Annotated in this window: 12 protein-coding genes; 8 read left to right on the top strand and 4 right to left on the bottom strand. The window is 42.1% G+C overall.

Annotation, left to right across the window (positions count from 1 at the left end; all coding sequences use genetic code 11):
• Position 1: 1 nt before the first annotated feature.
• From GQF63_RS09775 to GQF63_RS09790, 4 genes are all read right to left on the bottom strand, one after another.
• Entirely contained in the window at positions 2-1,486 is a 1,485-nt protein-coding gene (locus GQF63_RS09775) for a RagB/SusD family nutrient uptake outer membrane protein (RefSeq protein ID WP_160369047.1), read from the bottom strand.
• 4 nt (positions 1,487-1,490) lie between these two features.
• Positions 1,491-5,021 (bottom strand): SusC/RagA family TonB-linked outer membrane protein, encoded by a 3,531-nt coding sequence (locus tag GQF63_RS09780; RefSeq protein WP_160369048.1) that lies wholly within the window; start codon positions 5,019-5,021, stop codon positions 1,491-1,493.
• Positions 5,022-5,069: 48 nt separating this feature from the next.
• Positions 5,070-6,092 (bottom strand): FecR family protein, encoded by a 1,023-nt coding sequence (locus GQF63_RS09785; RefSeq protein ID WP_160369049.1) that lies wholly within the window; start codon positions 6,090-6,092, stop codon positions 5,070-5,072.
• 111 nt (positions 6,093-6,203) lie between these two features.
• A complete protein-coding gene (locus GQF63_RS09790) occupies positions 6,204-6,782 on the bottom strand; it encodes a sigma-70 family RNA polymerase sigma factor (protein ID WP_160369050.1) in 579 nt (192 codons plus the stop codon).
• Positions 6,783-7,443: 661 nt separating this feature from the next.
• Between GQF63_RS09790 and atpD the strand changes: the two genes are divergently transcribed.
• The 8 genes from atpD (at position 7,444) to ilvC (ending at position 17,220) form a co-directional block, all read left to right on the top strand.
• Positions 7,444-8,946, top strand: a complete 1,503-nt coding sequence (atpD, locus tag GQF63_RS09795) for a F0F1 ATP synthase subunit beta (protein WP_160369051.1) — start codon at positions 7,444-7,446, stop codon at positions 8,944-8,946.
• A 326-nt stretch (positions 8,947-9,272) separates the two neighbouring features.
• A complete protein-coding gene (gene atpC / locus GQF63_RS09800) occupies positions 9,273-9,521 on the top strand; it encodes an ATP synthase F1 subunit epsilon (protein WP_160369052.1) in 249 nt (82 codons plus the stop codon).
• A 365-nt stretch (positions 9,522-9,886) separates the two neighbouring features.
• Positions 9,887-10,777: a branched-chain amino acid transaminase gene (locus tag GQF63_RS09805; RefSeq protein WP_160369053.1), complete on the top strand. Its 891-nt coding sequence runs from the start codon at positions 9,887-9,889 to the stop codon at positions 10,775-10,777.
• Positions 10,761-12,461 carry a dihydroxy-acid dehydratase gene (gene ilvD / locus GQF63_RS09810; protein WP_160369054.1) on the top strand — a complete coding sequence of 567 codons (1,701 nt, stop codon included), beginning with the start codon at positions 10,761-10,763 and terminating at the stop codon, positions 12,459-12,461. The genes GQF63_RS09805 and ilvD overlap by 17 nt, the downstream gene beginning before the upstream one ends.
• A 405-nt stretch (positions 12,462-12,866) precedes the next feature.
• Positions 12,867-14,609, top strand: coding sequence for a biosynthetic-type acetolactate synthase large subunit (gene ilvB / locus GQF63_RS09815; RefSeq protein WP_160369055.1), 1,743 nt, complete (start codon positions 12,867-12,869; stop codon positions 14,607-14,609).
• Positions 14,610-14,611: 2 nt separating this feature from the next.
• Positions 14,612-15,202 carry an acetolactate synthase small subunit gene (gene ilvN, locus GQF63_RS09820; RefSeq protein WP_160369056.1) on the top strand — a complete coding sequence of 197 codons (591 nt, stop codon included), beginning with the start codon at positions 14,612-14,614 and terminating at the stop codon, positions 15,200-15,202.
• A 24-nt stretch (positions 15,203-15,226) separates the two neighbouring features.
• Positions 15,227-15,700 (top strand): DinB family protein, encoded by a 474-nt coding sequence (locus GQF63_RS09825; protein WP_160369057.1) that lies wholly within the window; start codon positions 15,227-15,229, stop codon positions 15,698-15,700.
• 38 nt (positions 15,701-15,738) lie between these two features.
• Positions 15,739-17,220 (top strand): ketol-acid reductoisomerase, encoded by a 1,482-nt coding sequence (gene ilvC / locus GQF63_RS09830; protein WP_160369058.1) that lies wholly within the window; start codon positions 15,739-15,741, stop codon positions 17,218-17,220.
• Positions 17,221-17,294 lie beyond the last annotated feature (74 nt).

The following is a 17,294-nucleotide window of genomic DNA, read 5'->3' on the forward strand; positions in this document are numbered from 1 at the left end:
ATTAAAAGATTAGCGGTTCCCAGCCTTCATTTGGAACGATATGAGGATTTTCCTGAAGCTCAGATAGCGGAATAGGCAAAGAATAATGAAAATCACCTGCCGCCACCTTCATGTTAAAATCTATGTTAAAGAACTTCAATGATCTATTGATAGTACCCAATTTATAGCGTTTAAGATCCAACCAGCGCTTATCGGTATCTGTAAAAAATTCCTTTCGTCTTTCGTTAATTATTTCGTTCAACAGCTCAGTGGCATTTCCAGAGCTAAGCTCCTTAGCGTTTCGGAATCGTTTAAAGGTATTTAATAGCTTTCTTCCCTCTTCCATGTTATTACTTCTGCAATAGGCTTCCGCTAGCATCAGGTAAGCTTCCTCAGGAGTAAATAAGTGCACCCGCACATACTTGGCGCCATAGGCTGCCCCATCGGGCCAAGAAGACGATATAGTGTTATTATTGAAATAGACCGCTTTCCGGATATCCTGTTCATCAAACAACTGTAGTAAAGCAGGGGCAACCTTTAAATTGGCAGGTGCGAAACCCATGTAATCCCAAGTCGATCCATAAATCGCAGAAATTCCCCCATAGTTCATTCCCTGCATATAATATGCGGGGTATTGCGAGAGTAGATTCTGCTGCACTTGCTGCAGGCTGGCCGTACTATTCGGGATAAAAGATTCTGTATTTTCCAAAGCAGCAGCGGCATATTTTATCACCTGCTGATAATCGGAGGTTTCCTTGGCGGAAGATTCTGCTTTAAACCAATACACCTGGGCCAATAAATGTTGAATAAAACGGTCGTTAAAAAAACGGTTGTATCCAATATTTGCACCGGCCTCTGTATAATAGCTTAATGCTTGCGAGAGATCATTTATTAAAACGGCATATATTTCCGTACTCGGCTTACGTTTCATCTCAATGCCCATCACTTCTTTCCCCGTATGTAGGTATAAGGGAATACCCATTTCCTCCCGATCCATCGGTGCAAAGTATTGTTGAAGCTTGAAGATATAGAAAGCTCTATGCACCAACATTTCTCCTTTTACACGTTTCAATTCCTGAGGATCGGCCTCCTTCAACTCCTCACATTGATCAATCAAGGCATTCAAAAACCCGATTGCTTCATAATAGCTATTCCATATTTGGGTAGTCGTTTCATAATCGTTCCACAACAACTTATTCGCATAGAACTTTTCATTGCCATGGTTATTTTGTCTATTGATGTATTGCGACATATTGCCTTCAAAATCGAAGTTATCAGCATAGCTTTCGAACATCATATTCTGTGCTTCCGTAATGATGGGATAAGGTCCCACAATAGGTCGGATATTATTACGTGCGAAAGCATCTAAATAACCCGCCAACACTGATTTCACATCATTTAAGGTGGTTACTGCCCGCTGATTTTTCGGCGGCAGATCTAAAAAATCCTTACAGGAAGTCAATAAACTTCCCAGCATAATTATATAGAGATAAAATATCTTTTTCATGTTTTTAAAAGCCAACGTTTAAAGAAAAGGTATAACTCGCTGTTGTGGGATAACCAAAGGCCGTTTGTGTCTCTGGATCAGTACCCGAATACGGAGATATGGTGAATAGGTTATTCGCATATAAACCAAGCTGCAATTGCTTAACGATTTTTTTGAACATCGTCGGATTTGCACGCCAGCTCAATCCCAACTCGGTACATTTAATATATGCACCAGACTCAACATCCTTGTCGATGAGGTAAGAGGCATAATTGGAGAATCCTTGCGAGTAAAATGCGACATCCGTCATATCGCCATACTGACGCCAGCGATACTGTTGATTCTTCAGGCGGTTTGTACGGCTGGCTGTCACATCATCCGTCGCACCACTAGGTCCTTCACGACGGTCCTGGAAGCCTTTGATCATATTCCCTTGAGCAAATACAAAATTGCTGGTTAGGCTCAAACTCTTATACCGAATCCGGGTATTAAAACCACCATATAGTTTCGGATCCTGTTGTCCCAAGAAATACGTCCGATACTTAGCTTGTAGATCTGCCGATGAAATTTTAGACAGGTCAATTACTTCATCGCCTGTAATATTTCCACTTGCATCTATAGCTTGGGCATGCACCATCATATGCCCATTGCTTGGATCAATATGACTGAATTTATAACCGAACCAAGATCGAACCGCATAATTCTCTACATTTTGAGCAGCTAATGAGGAAACAGTTGGTGTCTTTTTATAGTATACTTTATCCAGGTTGTTTTTTACTGTGGTTAGGTTTGCTCCCACTTCCCATAACCAATCCTCATTTTTAACGGCTTCTACCCGGGCCGAAAGCTCCCAACCTTTATTAGATAGTACGCCCGCATTAACGATGGAAGAAGTTCTTCCCACAGAGGCTGGCAAGGCAACCCGATCTAGCAAGTCGGTTACTTTATTATCATAATAATTCGCCTCCAAATTTAAGCGGCTATTGAAAACCGATAGTTGGACCCCATAATTGATATCGCGTTTTTTCTCCCATTTCAACACCGGATTTCCATAATCAAAACGGCTTGCTTTGGCCACATCATCATACACAAGTGCACTTAGCGTATAGGTATGAAATGGATAAACGGAACGGTTGATGCTACCCGTATAGCCATATCCAAAAGAGAACACCAAGCGATTTAACCAAGGCATTTGCTCTTTAACAAGCATTTCTTCATGGGCATTCCATTTGAATCCGGCCGACCATAATGGCGTAAATTGATTTTTAGAACCAATGATATCGACACCATCGGAACGGAAATTCGCATTAACTACATAGCGATTTGCATAGGCGTAAGCAAAAGAGCTGATAAAAGAAACCGATCGATCGCGCTCATAATAGGTACCGCCTAAGCGCGAGAGGTCCAATCTTTTATAGGTAGATGCTGGAATATCATCCCAAGAAGGATAACCGGCCATACGATATTCCTGTAAATACACGGGGTTATAGTGGAAGAAACGATTGTTGGTTCGCTCTGATACCTCATTGGCTACGAAAGCCTGAACATAATGTTTCTCCTGAAACGTCCGATTATACTCTAGGGTATTGCGAACGGTATAGTCGATTGTTTTTCCCGAGTTCTCTTCCAAGAATCCATAGTTGAATTTCGGAAGGATGCCGGCACCACCAGTAATGGCTGAATTCAACCAGTTTTCCGCATAAGAACGATAGGTTCCGGCGCGGGATTCATCGGTAGTTTGCACATTCGTATAATTCAACACCCCTGTACCCCTGTATTGAAATCCATTTAAGAATTTCCATTCAAAGCCCAATTGACTACGAATGTTACCATAATCGGTAGACAAGGTATTTTCCTTTAATTCCCGGATGATATTAAAGGTTTTGTAATTCAGATCGGAATAATAATTCAGGTCATTACTTAAGTTTCTATAGGTATTATCCCATGCGAAAGAACCATCTTGTAAATATGGTTGTTCATATGGATTGGCAAACAGTGCATAGCGAAAGGGATCCTGGTTAGATTGTCCTTCTCTATTTTTCTTGATCGTGGAATTGATATTAAAGTCGATTAAAATGCGATCATTAATGTTTCTTGTCAGTTTCAAATTCATTCCACCTTGCTTAAACTGATTCTCCATTAAGGTTCCATTCGCATCCTGATAATTTAAGGATGCATTATATTGTAATTTGGTACTTCCGCCACTCATCGCGATGTTATGCGACTGTTGATAAGCGTGGTCATAAAGCACATCAACCCAATCCGTATTAATTGCTGCTAAGGCATTTATTTGTGCTTCGGCTTCTTCCCGACTCAGGTTTCCATTGTCAGCCTGATAGAGCAATTGATTAACGCGTCCACCATATACGGGGTGAAAATCACCATAAATCTGACGTTCAAATGCGATCTTTTCCTGCGAATTCATAAAATTGAAGGTATTAATCGGTCGCATCGTTAGCCCTTGCTTCGTACTGTAGTTGATATAATCTTTACCAGCTTCACCTCTTTTGGTCGTGATCACAATAACGCCATTGGCAGCACGCGCACCATAAATGGAGGCCGCCGTTGCATCGCGTAAAATATCTATGGTCGCAATATCTTCAGGAGGGATATTTCCAATTCCGTTGGTGAGTAGGTTATTAATATTTGAATTGGTCTTGTCCATACCCGCCACATCGCCAGTTTGCAAAGGCATCCCATCGAGGATAATTAAAGGCTCGGCACTCCCCGTCATGGTATTACTTCCTCGGATGATAATCGACCCTGTTTCTCCTGGACGGCCTGAATTCGAACGCACATAAACACCGGTCATTTTCCCACGCAAGGCTTTATCAATACTGGTAATTCCAGCACCTTCCAAATCTTCCCCTTTGATAGAAGAAATATTACCGACTAGTTTGCTTCTTTCGCGCTTTTGAATACCCGTGGAAACCAATACATCCTCAATCTGTTGGGCCTTCATCCGCAGGCGGATTAATAGTTGTTTTTGGTTCCCCACTTGGATCACTTCAGGATGGTATCCCAAGGAATTCGCTTCAATTTCTTTGGCATTTTCTAACTTGAGCATTTTAAAGGTACCGGCTTGATCCGTTGCTGTTCCGATCCGGGTTCCCTTAATGAGCACTGTCGCACCAATAATAGGCTTTCCATCTTCATTGACCACCCGCCCATGGATGGTATCTTGCTTGGAAGGTGTTAATTTCATCATCTCCCTATCCGTTGACTCATTCTTTTCTACCTTCTTCTTCACCAGAATTTGCTGGCCAGAAATCTTGAACTCTAAATTCGTTTTACTTTCCAGTTCCCGAATAATCTGTGCTAAGGGACAACTTGCGCAGGAGAAGGTAAGATTTGGAATCTGAGTTACCTCCTTATCGTAAAGAAAAACATAATTGGTTTGTTTTTCTATCTGATTAAAGATGCTTACAATAGACTTTTCGCCCGCTGACACCCGAATTTGTGCCCCTACTTGTAAGCTTTGCAACAGCAATAATAAGCAGATAGAAACCCCTAGTCCCCACGGTGAAATCGGGACTCTTTTAAAAAAATACTTCATAATTTTTTAGTGGTTTTGGTGTATTTGTTGATTTGATTTATTTGATGGTTATTCTTCTTTTTGAATTAACAAGTCGATGTCAAAGAAGTGCAGCATATCCACCACTTCCTGCATAGAACCTTTTCTTTTTATCCGTCCGGAAATTTTCTTGCCCCTATCAGCCTCCTTTAACTTAATTTTTACAGGATACCAACGTTCCAATTCCTGAATAATCATTTGCGGACTGGCATCTTCGAAATAAAAGTCACCTTCTTTCCAGGCAACTACAGCAGTCGGATTTTGTAACAGCTGTACATATTGGGTGCCTTGGGTTTTATTCGACACAAACTGTTCCGCCGGGGCCAACTGTAGCGCTTTTTGCTGTGCGTTGCTGATTTCCACTTTCCCTTCTAATAGGGTAACTGACCCCATTTGCTCGTTAGCGTAATTGCGTGTATTAAAATGAGTACCTAACACTCGAACCTGTTGTTGTGGGGTATGTACGATAAAAGGCTTCTCTTTATTAGGCGCGACTTCAAAGTATACTTCGCCTTCCACCTGTACCTCCCTAGTATCCCCTTCGAAGCTGGCCGGAAAAGTAATTTTGGAGAATGCATTTAACCAAACGGCTGTTCCATCGGCCAATATCACCTGTTGTTGGCGTCCTCTACCTGTTTCTATCCATTGTTCTTTTCCAAGCGGGCTATCTACGTTCCATTTTCTAAAATCCAACTGTCCATGCTCGTCCATCACATTGGCCAGCTCCGCTGTTACCGTTTCTAGGTTATCTAATAAAATGGTATCGCCATTGGCCAATACCAATTTTGAAATCGAGGCTGTATCTGCAAAAACCGTTTTTAACTCAGGTTCCTTTAAATAAGATGGACTGTTTATAAACCATAGGCCTAGCACAAGGAATACACAGGCAACGGCTGCCGCGACCATCCAGGGCGTTTTAGCCGAACCAACTTCCGCATCCTCGAGAAGATGATTTAAACTCGAATCCCCATCTTGTTGTGCCCGCATCACAATTCCACGCCACAACTGCTGTTTCTTCTTACGGTCTTGATTTTTTTGAAATAGGTTTATCATATATAATTCAGGGTCTACAGGTATAGTCTGTCTTTTTTGAAAAACATACTATAGCAAATGAAAAAAAATGAAAAAATTATTGGAAAGGAAGTAAATCCTCGGTAAAAGAGCTTACCAATGGATGAAAAACAAAAATAATAACCAGGTGGTTTTATTACCAAAGCGATCTCGAAGACGTTTTAAGGCACTTGAAATTTGGTTTCTCACGGTTTGCACAGAAATACCTAATTTCTCTGCAATTTGGAGGGCAGATAGGTTTTCAAATCGACTCAACAAAAATATCTCTTTCATCTTTTCCGGCATCGCATCTATCTCCTTACGCACAAGCAGATTTTCTTCGGTATAATCCTCACGAGTACTTTCAGCGAAATTATAATCCCAATATTCTTCTTGATCATCAAGCGGCACGAAGACAGGAAGTTTATCTCTTTTAGCATAAAAGTCATAAATTTTATGGCGGAGCATAGAGGTTAAATATCCTTCAATATGATTCTTGACCTGCCAGTATCCTCTATTTTTCCAAATAACATAAAAAACGTCTTGTGTAATATCGGAGGCATCCTCTTCATTGGCTAGCTTTTGCTTGGCGAGTCTATATATTTTTTTCCAATAGCTATCAAACAAGCGTTTAAAAGCTTCTGGATTAGCATCATTGATACCGTTTACCAAATCTTGATCTTCCTTTTTCACCTTAAAAAAATGAAATCCTTGCTAGCAGCGTTTATAGCGTATTCTTCAATAATAGAAAAAATCCCTTAAAGTCAAAAAATTTAATTTATAAGAGCTTCCCCTACACGAGGGAAATTACCGCGATTAAGGCGCGCTAGAATTTGGACAGCCCTTAGCTAACTCATGTATCCTTCCCTGCCAATACTCCCCCCTCCAAATCCCCTTTCTCTCCCCTATCCTCTCCCATTGCAAAGGGGATTAATACGGCTGTGAAAGGGAAGTAAAAGGGCAGAGAACAAAAGCATCCTCAGCCTTTAGCCGAAGAAGCCTGCCATAAAGAGCCAACCAGCCTAGCCCAGCTCTCCCATAAATCCTACAGTTTCCCTTAAACTTCGCTTAGCAAAATCAAGCGACTGCGCAACGCTTCCTCCAACTTCCTGTTACACACCCTTTAGCAACAAGCTGAAAACGCCATAATATTATCGATATCAGTCAAAAAATCAAGGCTTTAAATAGCCTTAAATAGCATCCTAACAGCCTTTCCTCGCATTTTCAAAAAAATATAAATTTATTTAGCACTTGTCTTTTGGTTTTAAGGAGATAAAACTTATTTTTGCATTCCGAAATACAGCGTGTAAAATAGCTGTATGGAAATAGAAATATAAATTTTAGTCCCTATAATATGCCCAATATTGGTAAAATAGCGCAGATTATCGGCCCAGTAGTTGACGTCAACTTTGCCGACAATGAAAATCTTCCTAAGATTTATGATGCCTTGTACATTGAGAAAGAAAATGGACAACGCATTGTATTAGAGGTTCAACAGCACTTAGGTGAGGAACGTGTTCGTACGATTGCAATGGATGCTACCGAAGGATTAGTACGTGGTATGAAAGTAATTGATACCGGCGCTCCTATCAAAATGCCGATTGGCGAAGAAATTAAAGGCCGTGTATTCAACGTTGTTGGTGATCCAATTGACGGTATTAAAAGTTTGGACAAAGCAAACGGTCGTCCTATTCACAACGTACCTCCACGCTTTGAGGATCTATCGACAGAAACAGAAGTTCTTTTCACAGGAATTAAAGTTATCGACTTATTAGAGCCTTACGCTAAAGGTGGTAAAATTGGATTGTTCGGCGGTGCCGGTGTTGGTAAAACCGTATTAATCCAGGAGTTGATCAACAACATCGCGAAAGGCCACGGTGGTCTATCGGTATTTGCGGGTGTTGGTGAGCGTACTCGTGAAGGAAACGACTTATTACGTGAGATGTTGGAATCCGGTATTATTAAATACGGTGAGCATTTCATGGAAGGCATGGAAAAAGGCGAATGGCCTTTGAATACGGTAGATTTAGAATTGATGAAAGAATCTAAATGTACGTTTGTATTCGGTCAGATGAACGAGCCTCCAGGTGCGCGTGCGCGTGTTGCCTTATCAGGATTAACAATTGCAGAATACTTCCGTGACGGCGAAGGCGATGGCCAAGGACGTGACGTATTATTCTTTATCGATAACATCTTCCGTTTTACCCAAGCAGGTTCAGAAGTATCCGCCCTATTAGGTCGTATGCCTTCAGCTGTAGGTTACCAACCTACCCTAGCTACCGAGATGGGTTTAATGCAAGAGCGTATTACTTCGACTAAAAACGGTTCCATTACATCAGTACAAGCGGTTTATGTACCTGCGGATGACTTAACTGACCCTGCACCGGCGACAACCTTTGCCCACTTAGATGCAACAACCGTATTATCACGTAAAATTTCTGAGTTAGGTATTTACCCAGCGGTAGATCCTTTGGATTCTACTTCACGTATCCTTTCTCCAGCAGTTTTAGGCGCAGAGCACTATAACACCGCGCAACGTGTAAAAGAAATTCTTCAACGCTACAAAGAACTTCAGGATATCATCGCCATCTTAGGTATGGACGAGCTTTCTGAGGAAGATAAATTAACGGTACACCGCGCACGTCGTGTTCAACGTTTCTTATCTCAACCGTTCCACGTTGCAGAGCAATTTACAGGCTTAAAAGGCTGTTTAGTAGACATCAAAGACACCATCAAAGGATTCAACATGATCATCGACGGTGAAGTAGATGAATACCCAGAAGCATCTTTCAACTTGGTAGGTACCATTGAAGACGCCATCGAAAAAGGTAAAAAATTATTAGCGGAAGCAGTATAGGTTGAGTAGTGAGTAATGAGTACTTTGTAGTTAGACCTAAATCGGAATAACTTAATGCAAAGACGAATTACTCAAGCAAAAAACTTAAATTGCCCCAAAGCATAAAAATAAGTAATACGTAGTTCGTCATTAAAAGAGAACTTCAACGCGAACTACGTATTATTTAATTCCAGCATATCGATAAAAACAAAAGTAAAAAGTAGTTATAGGTCCAAGTATTAAGCAGCAAGGTCTAAATACGAAAGTCTAACAAACAAGTACTATATACACAACACCAAGGTCTAAATACTAAATACTAACTACTAAATACTACATACAACACATCCATGAATTTAACAATTATTACTCCAGATAAATTAGCCTTCGAAGGACCAGTTACCGCGGTAACTGTACCAGGTTCTGCAGGATCCTTTCAGATTTTGAAGGACCACGCGGCTATTGTATCTACGCTGGATGATGGAAAGGTCATTATTAAAAATAATAATGACGAACAAGTCATTATTATTAAAGGTGGTGTGGTTGAAGTAAAGGACAACAAAATCATCATTTTAGCGGAAGGAATTGCCGGAGAATAGATAGATAAAATAACGATAATGTAGCCCTTAAAACTTCAAGTTCTAAGGGCTATTTTTTTGCAAGTTTTTCCGAGCTTCCGCCCGTTTTAGGAAGAATTTTCACCCTTTTTCAAAAAGTGAAGAATTCTTAAAGATATACCAATTTTAATTTTGGTCTACCAACGTCAAAATTAAAATCGATAAAATAACCAGTTTAATAAAATTTAATATTGTTAATTTTAAATCAACCAAATAAAAAACTTTATCAAAATACTTTGTTTGCCTATTGTAGGAAATTTGAAATCCGAGTATCTTACAAAGTAAATTATGCAAGGAAAGTGTAAAACGAAAATTAAGTAGAATTCATTACCCCAAAAGCTAGGCATATGCAGTATTATAATCAAGACACCCTGATTTACTTAAACAACGAATTCGTGAAAGCGAGTAACGCTGGGGTCGACCTGTTTGGCCAATCGCTACATTATGGCTACGGCGCATTTGAAGGACTACGGGCTTACAGTACCCATAATGGTACGCGCATCTTCAAAGCGGAAGAGCATTTCGAGCGTTTACAGCACTCTTGCAAAGCCATTGGCTTGCCTTATACCTGGAACAACCGCGAGCTGATTGAGCGCTCCTACGAACTGTTGGAAGCGAACAACCTGCGGGCAGCGTATATCCGTCCGTTAATCTACTCCGGTTCCAACATGCACCTGACCACGGCAAGCTCAGCAAACATCATGATTGCGGCTTGGGAATGGGGTCCTTATTTAGGGCAGAACCTGGTTAAAGTAAACATCTCCAAGATCGAGCGGCCCAATCCGAAGTCCTTCCCTGTTGATGCGAAGGTATCCGGTCAGTTTATCAATTCCATTTTGGCTACCAGCGATGCCATTCAACACGGCTTTGATGAGGCTTTATTGGTCGATCAGGAAGGCTTTGTTGCCCAGGCATCCAGTGAGAACCTCTTTATTGAGAAAGATTTTAAAATTTACACGCCCCCATTGGGCAATATATTCCCGGGTATTACCCGACAAACAGTCATCGACATCTGTAAAGGCCTGAATTTCGATATCATCGAAAAACGCCTTACACCACAGGATGTCTACCAGGCTGACTCTGCCTTCTTAAGCGGCACCGCAGCTGGCATTATCGGTATTAAACAAGTAGACCATGTGTTGTACCCAGAGGCCTGGGAAGACAGCATTGGCGCATCTATCCAACGAAAATATAAAAACTTAGTATTAGAGCAAGAGAATTATGAAGTCATCATCTGATAACGAAAAGGGGATCAACAAGTACAGTCGCATCTTTACGCAAGATCAGACACAACCAGCAGCCAAAGCCATGCTATATGGTATTGGGCTCACCGACCAAGACATGGAAAAAGCACAGGTCGGTATTGCCAGTATGGGCTACGATGGGAACACCTGTAACATGCACCTAAACGATTTGGCGCAAATCGTGAAAAAAGGCATTTGGAACAGTGACCTGGTCGGGTTGACTTTTGGTACCATTGGCGTCAGTGATGGTATGAGTAATGGAACAGACGGAATGCGCTACTCCTTGGTATCACGCGATGTGATTGCCGACAGTATCGAGACCATCTGCGGCGGACAATACTACGATGGCGTAGTGGCTATTCCTGGCTGTGATAAAAACATGCCCGGCGCTATTATGGCGATGGGACGTTTAGACCGCCCTGCCATAATGGTATACGGAGGAACAATTGCTCCGGGCCATTATAAAGGCGAAGAGCTAAACATTGTTTCGGCCTTTGAAGCCTTAGGTAAGAAAATCGCAGGCACCATCTCTGATGAAGATTACGACGGGGTGATTCGTCATACCTGTCCGGGAGCCGGCGCATGTGGGGGTATGTATACCGCCAATACCATGGCCTCGGCCATTGAAGCCATGGGGATGAGCTTACCTTACTCCTCTTCAAACCCGGCGACCTCCGAAGAAAAGAAAAACGAATGTTTGGAAGTGGGTAAATACATCCGCATCCTCTTAGAAAAAGATATTAAGCCGTCGGATATTATGACGCGTAAGGCTTTTGAAAACGCCATGCGTGCGATTGTTATCCTTGGTGGATCCACCAATGCGGTATTGCACTTTATTGCCATGGGTAAATCGGTAGGCGTAGATATTACGCCGGATGATTTCCAACGCATGTCGGATGAAACCCCGGTATTGGCCGACTTTAAACCATCGGGTAAATTCCTGATGCAAGACCTGCACCAATACGGAGGTATCCCTGCGGTATTGCGCTATTTATTAGATGAAGGTCTATTGCATGGCGACTGCTTAACCGTAACAGGAAAAACCATGGCCGAAAACTTGGCGGATGTAAAATCGATAATGGATTACAACCAGCCTATTATTCAGCCATTGAATAAGCCAATTAAGCAAACGGGTCACTTGCAAATCCTTTACGGAAACTTAGCAGAACAAGGTTCTGTAGCGAAGATCTCGGGTAAAGAAGGTGAAAAATTCACCGGCCCGGCTCGCGTTTTCGACGGAGAGCATGACCTCGTAAACGGCCTTGCCAGCGGAAGAATTAAATCGGGTGACGTAGTGGTCATCAAGAATGAAGGCCCGAAAGGTGCCCCAGGCATGCCCGAAATGTTGAAACCTACCTCCCTTATAATTGGTGCAGGCTTAGGATCATCGGTAGCCTTGATTACAGACGGTCGTTTCTCGGGCGGTACCCACGGCTTTGTCGTTGGACACATTACCCCGGAAGCTTACGAAGGTGGATTGATCGGTTTAGTGCAAGACGATGATATCATTGAAATCGACGCCGTCAACAACAGCATCAACCTGCAAGTCGACGAAGCCGAGATTGCGGCTCGCCGCGCAAACTGGAGCCAACCCGCCCTGAAAGTCAGCAAAGGCGTGTTGTATAAATACGCGAAGACCGTGGCAAATGCATCCCAGGGTTGTGTGACGGATGAGTAGATTTTTTGTAGTAGTTAGTATTTAGTACTTAGTATTTAGACCGTGGGTTGAGTATATAGTACTTAGTATATAGTATATAGTACTTAGTATTTAGACCTCGGTTGAAAATAAGAAAGGAAAGAATTTAGAGAATAGCACGGCTTACTAATTCTAGATCTAAGACAAAGACTAATAATGACTAACACTACAGCATTTGGAACTAACTATTTAGAGAGATAAAATTCAAGTAAAAAATAAAAACAAAAATTTTGGAGTATTAATAAGCAAACCGTTACGACGAAGGACAATTACTTAGCATGAAGTATATATTTAAAACTTCCACGTTCTAAATACTAAGTACTAAATACTAAATACTCGCCCAACGATCTAACTACTAAATACTCCATACTAAATACTAAATCAACCATGAGTACACTTGAAAAAACGGAAACATTGCAAGCGAAAACCATTGCGGCAAACACGCAGATTAGTGGGTCGCAGGCGGTATTAGAAGCGTTGATCCACGAGGGAGTGGATACCGTATTCGGTTATCCAGGTGGCGCAATTATGCCAATCTACGACGCATTGTATGATTACAATGAGAAGTTGACGCATATTTTGGTGCGTCACGAGCAAGGTGGAATTCATGCTGCACAAGGATACGCACGTACATCAGGACGTGTGGGTGTGGCTTTTGCAACAAGTGGTCCGGGAGCTACCAACCTGGTAACAGGATTGGCCGATGCCATGATCGACAGTAACCCTGTGGTCTGCATTACAGGACAGGTTTTTGCCTCCCTGTTAGGAACGGATGCTTTTCAAGAAACTGATGTCGTCAATATTACCACACCGATTACCAAGTGGAACTACCAGGTAACCGATGCCAATGAAATTCCAAGTGTCTTAGCGAAGGCCTTTTACATTGCGCAGACGGGACGTCCAGGTCCAGTATTAATAGATATTACCAAGAACGCACAGATCCAGCTTTTCGATTATGAAGGCTACGAGAAGTGTAACCATATTCGTTCTTACCGCCCTACTCCGATTATTCGTAAAGAGTATGTGGAGGAGGCTGCGAAACTGATCAATTCGGCCAAAAAACCGTTTGTATTATTCGGTCAGGGTATCATTTTAGGAAAAGCGGAGCAGGAGTTCAAACGCTTCATTGAAAAGGGAGGATTCCCTTCGGCAGCGACCGTAATGGGATTGAGCGCCTTAGAAACCGAGCACCCTTTACACGTAGGCATGTTGGGTATGCATGGTAACTATGCACCAAACGTGATGACCAATGAGTGTGATGTACTAATTGCGGTGGGGATGCGTTTTGACGACCGTGTAACCGGCCGTTTAGATAAATATGCAAAACAAGCGAAAGTTGTTCACTTAGACATTGACCCGGCAGAAATCGATAAGAACGTAAAAACAACCGTACCGGTTTGGGGCGATTGTAAAGAAACTTTGCCTATGCTGACGGCCTTACTCGATAAGGTGGACCATAGCGAATGGTTACAACAATTCCGCGAATTGGAGAAAGAGGAAGTGAAGGAAGTTATTTTTGATGAGCTAAACCCTACCTCCGATATCATGACCATGGGTGAGGTGATTAAAGAACTGAACGAACTGACCGGCGGAAATGCGGTTATTGTGACCGACGTGGGTCAGCACCAGATGGTGACCTGTCGTTATGCCAACTTCAAACAATCCAAATCCAACGTAACGTCCGGCGGACTAGGTACCATGGGCTTCGGCCTACCGGCAGCCATCGGCGCGTGGTATGGTGCACCAGATCGGGATGTGATTGCCATTATTGGTGATGGAGGGATCCAGATGACCATTCAGGAATTGGGAACCATTATGCAGTTTGGGGCGAAGGTGAAAATCTTAATTCTGAACAACGAATTCTTAGGCATGGTTCGCCAATGGCAACAATTATTCAACGACCGCCGCTATTCCTTTGTGAATATCACCAGTCCTGATTTTGTAGCCGTAGCCAAAGGCTATTACATTGATGGGGCGAAGGTTTGCGAGCGTAAGGATTTAAAAGGCGCCTTGAAAACCATGCTAGAGCATGACGGATCTTATTTATTAGAAGTGATGGTAGGGAAAGAAAACAACGTTTTCCCAATGGTTGCACAAGGAACAAGCGTTTCTGAAATTAGATTGAAGTAAAAATGGAAAAACAGGAATTTACCATAACCGTATATACGGAGAATTCGATCGGGATGATCGGCCGCATCACCGGTATCTTTTCCCGTCGTAAAATAAATATTGAAAGCCTCAACACCTCCCCTTCGGAGGTGGAAGGCATTCACCGCTTCACCATCCTGATCTCAGAATCGGAAGAGGTGGTGCGTAAATTATGCCGTCAGATCGAGAAACAAGTGGAGGTATTAAAAGCCTACTTCAACACCAATGAGGAGTTGATTTGGCAAGAACAAGCCCTTTACAAAGTTCCGGCGGATGTGATTGCCGAGAAAGCCTATGTCGAGCGCCTATTGCGTCAATATGGTGCCAATGTAGTGGTTATCCGTAACGATTATATCGTCTTTGAAACGGCAGGCCACCGGGAGGAAATCGACCGCTTAACGGAAGAGTTAGGAAAATATAACCTGATTGAGTTTGTTCGCGGTGCCCGTATTGCGATTATCAAAGATAGCGCAGGCTTCCACGCCAAGATAAAACAGTTTGAACGTGAAGAACCTGGTCAGGAAATCGTAGAGAACGAGTTCTTGGATCAGCGTGACGATGTATTTACGATGTAATAACAAAAATAAGGAAAGGAAGAAATGGAATCAGTTTTCAAATTTATCAAAGAAAGCCGTCAAGCTTTTATCCAACTTGTGGATAGCCTGAGCTTAGCGCAACTTAACAGCATTCCCGAAGGGTTCAATAATAATATTATCTGGAACTTCGGCCATATTGTGGTAAGTAGCCAAACCCTGTGCTATACCCGTACCGGCATTAAGGAAGGGGTTAGCTGGGTGAAATATGTGGATGCCTATGCCAAAGGTACGAAGCCCACCTATTTTGTAGAGCAGGCCGAAGTTGATGAATTGAAAGCCATTGCCCTTTCCAGTATTGACGCGATAGAAAACGACTATAAAGCTGGGGTGTTTGACATCATTACGGCTTATGACACGGCAACTTACGGTGCTACGATGAATAGCATCGAAGATGTATTGACGACTTCTATCGGCCATGACAACCTGCATTTCGGATATGCAGTAGCCCAAAAACGCATAATCAACAATAATCTATAACCAAATCTGAAAAGAAAAATATTTTAAACAGTATTACAATGGCAAATTATTTCAACACATTACCTCTTAGAGAGCAATTAAACCAATTAGGTGTAGCGGAATTTATGGATTCATCGGCCTTCGCCGATGGCGTAAATGCTTTAAAAGGTAAAAAAATCGTAATCGTAGGATGCGGTGCTCAAGGCTTAAACCAAGGCTTGAACTTAAGAGACAGCGGTTTGGATGTATCTTACGCCTTACGTAAAGAAGCTATTGAACAAAAAAGAGATTCTTGGAAAAATGCTACAGATAACAACTTCAAAGTTGGAACCTACGAAGAGCTTATTCCTACGGCGGATTTAGTAATCAACCTAACGCCAGACAAGCAACACACTTCTGTAATAAACGCCGTAATGCCTTTGATGAAAGAAGGTGCTACCCTATCCTACTCTCACGGTTTTAACATTGTGGAAGAAGGCATGCAGATCCGTAAAGATATTACGGTGATTATGGTTGCTCCAAAATGTCCGGGTTCAGAGGTTCGTGCTGAATACCTTAGAGGCTTTGGTGTACCGACCTTAATTGCGGTTCACCCAGAAAACGACCCACAAGGAAAAGGCTGGGCCGAAGCAAAAGCATACTGTGTAGGCACCGGTGGTCACCGTGCAGGTGTGCTTAAGTCTTCTTTCGTAGCGGAAGTAAAATCGGATTTAATGGGCGAGCAAACCATCCTTTGTGGTTTATTGCAAACCGGTTCTATCCTATCTTTCGACAAGATGATTGAAAAAGGAATTGAGCCAGGCTATGCGGCGAAATTAGTGCAATACGGTGTTGAGGTAATTACAGAAGCCTTAAAACACGGTGGTGTAAGCGGTATGTTCGATCGTTTAAGCAACCCTGCAAAAGTAAAAGCCTTCCAATTGTCGGAGGAATTAAAAGATATCATGCGTCCCTTATTCCAAAAACACCAAGACGATATTATGTCGGGTGAATTCAGCAAAACGATGATGGAAGACTGGGCAAACGGCGATGCGAACCTTTTGAAATGGCGCGCAGAGACGGGCGAAACGGCTTTTGAGAAAACGCCAGCAGGTGATGTTAAAATTGACGATCAGGAATATTTTGACAACTACTTATTGATGTCAGCTTTTGTGCGTGCCGGTGTAGAGTTAGCTTTCGAAACGATGGTTGAAGCTGGTATTAAACCGGAGTCGGCATATTACGAATCCTTACACGAAACACCACTTATCGCGAACACCATTGCGCGTAAGAAATTATTCGAGATGAACCGTGTTATTTCTGATACGGCAGAATATGGTTGTTACTTATTCGACCAAGCATGTAAGCCATTATTGAAAGATTTTATGGCCAAAGTGGATACCGACGTTGTAGGTAAAAACTTCAATGAAGGAAAAAGTGGCGCTGTAGATAACATTACTTTAGTTCAGGTAAATGATATCTTACGCAATCACCAAGTAGAAATCGTGGGTAAAGAATTACGAAAAGCGATGACTGCGATGAAAGCTATTAAAACTATTTAATTTTTCGTAAATTAGATAGCCAATAATGGGGTAAAATTACCATATTTTAATTTTACCCCATTCATAATTATAAA

It is taken from the genome of Sphingobacterium humi (assembly GCF_009768885.1).
GTDB classification, from domain to species: domain Bacteria; phylum Bacteroidota; class Bacteroidia; order Sphingobacteriales; family Sphingobacteriaceae; genus Sphingobacterium; species Sphingobacterium humi.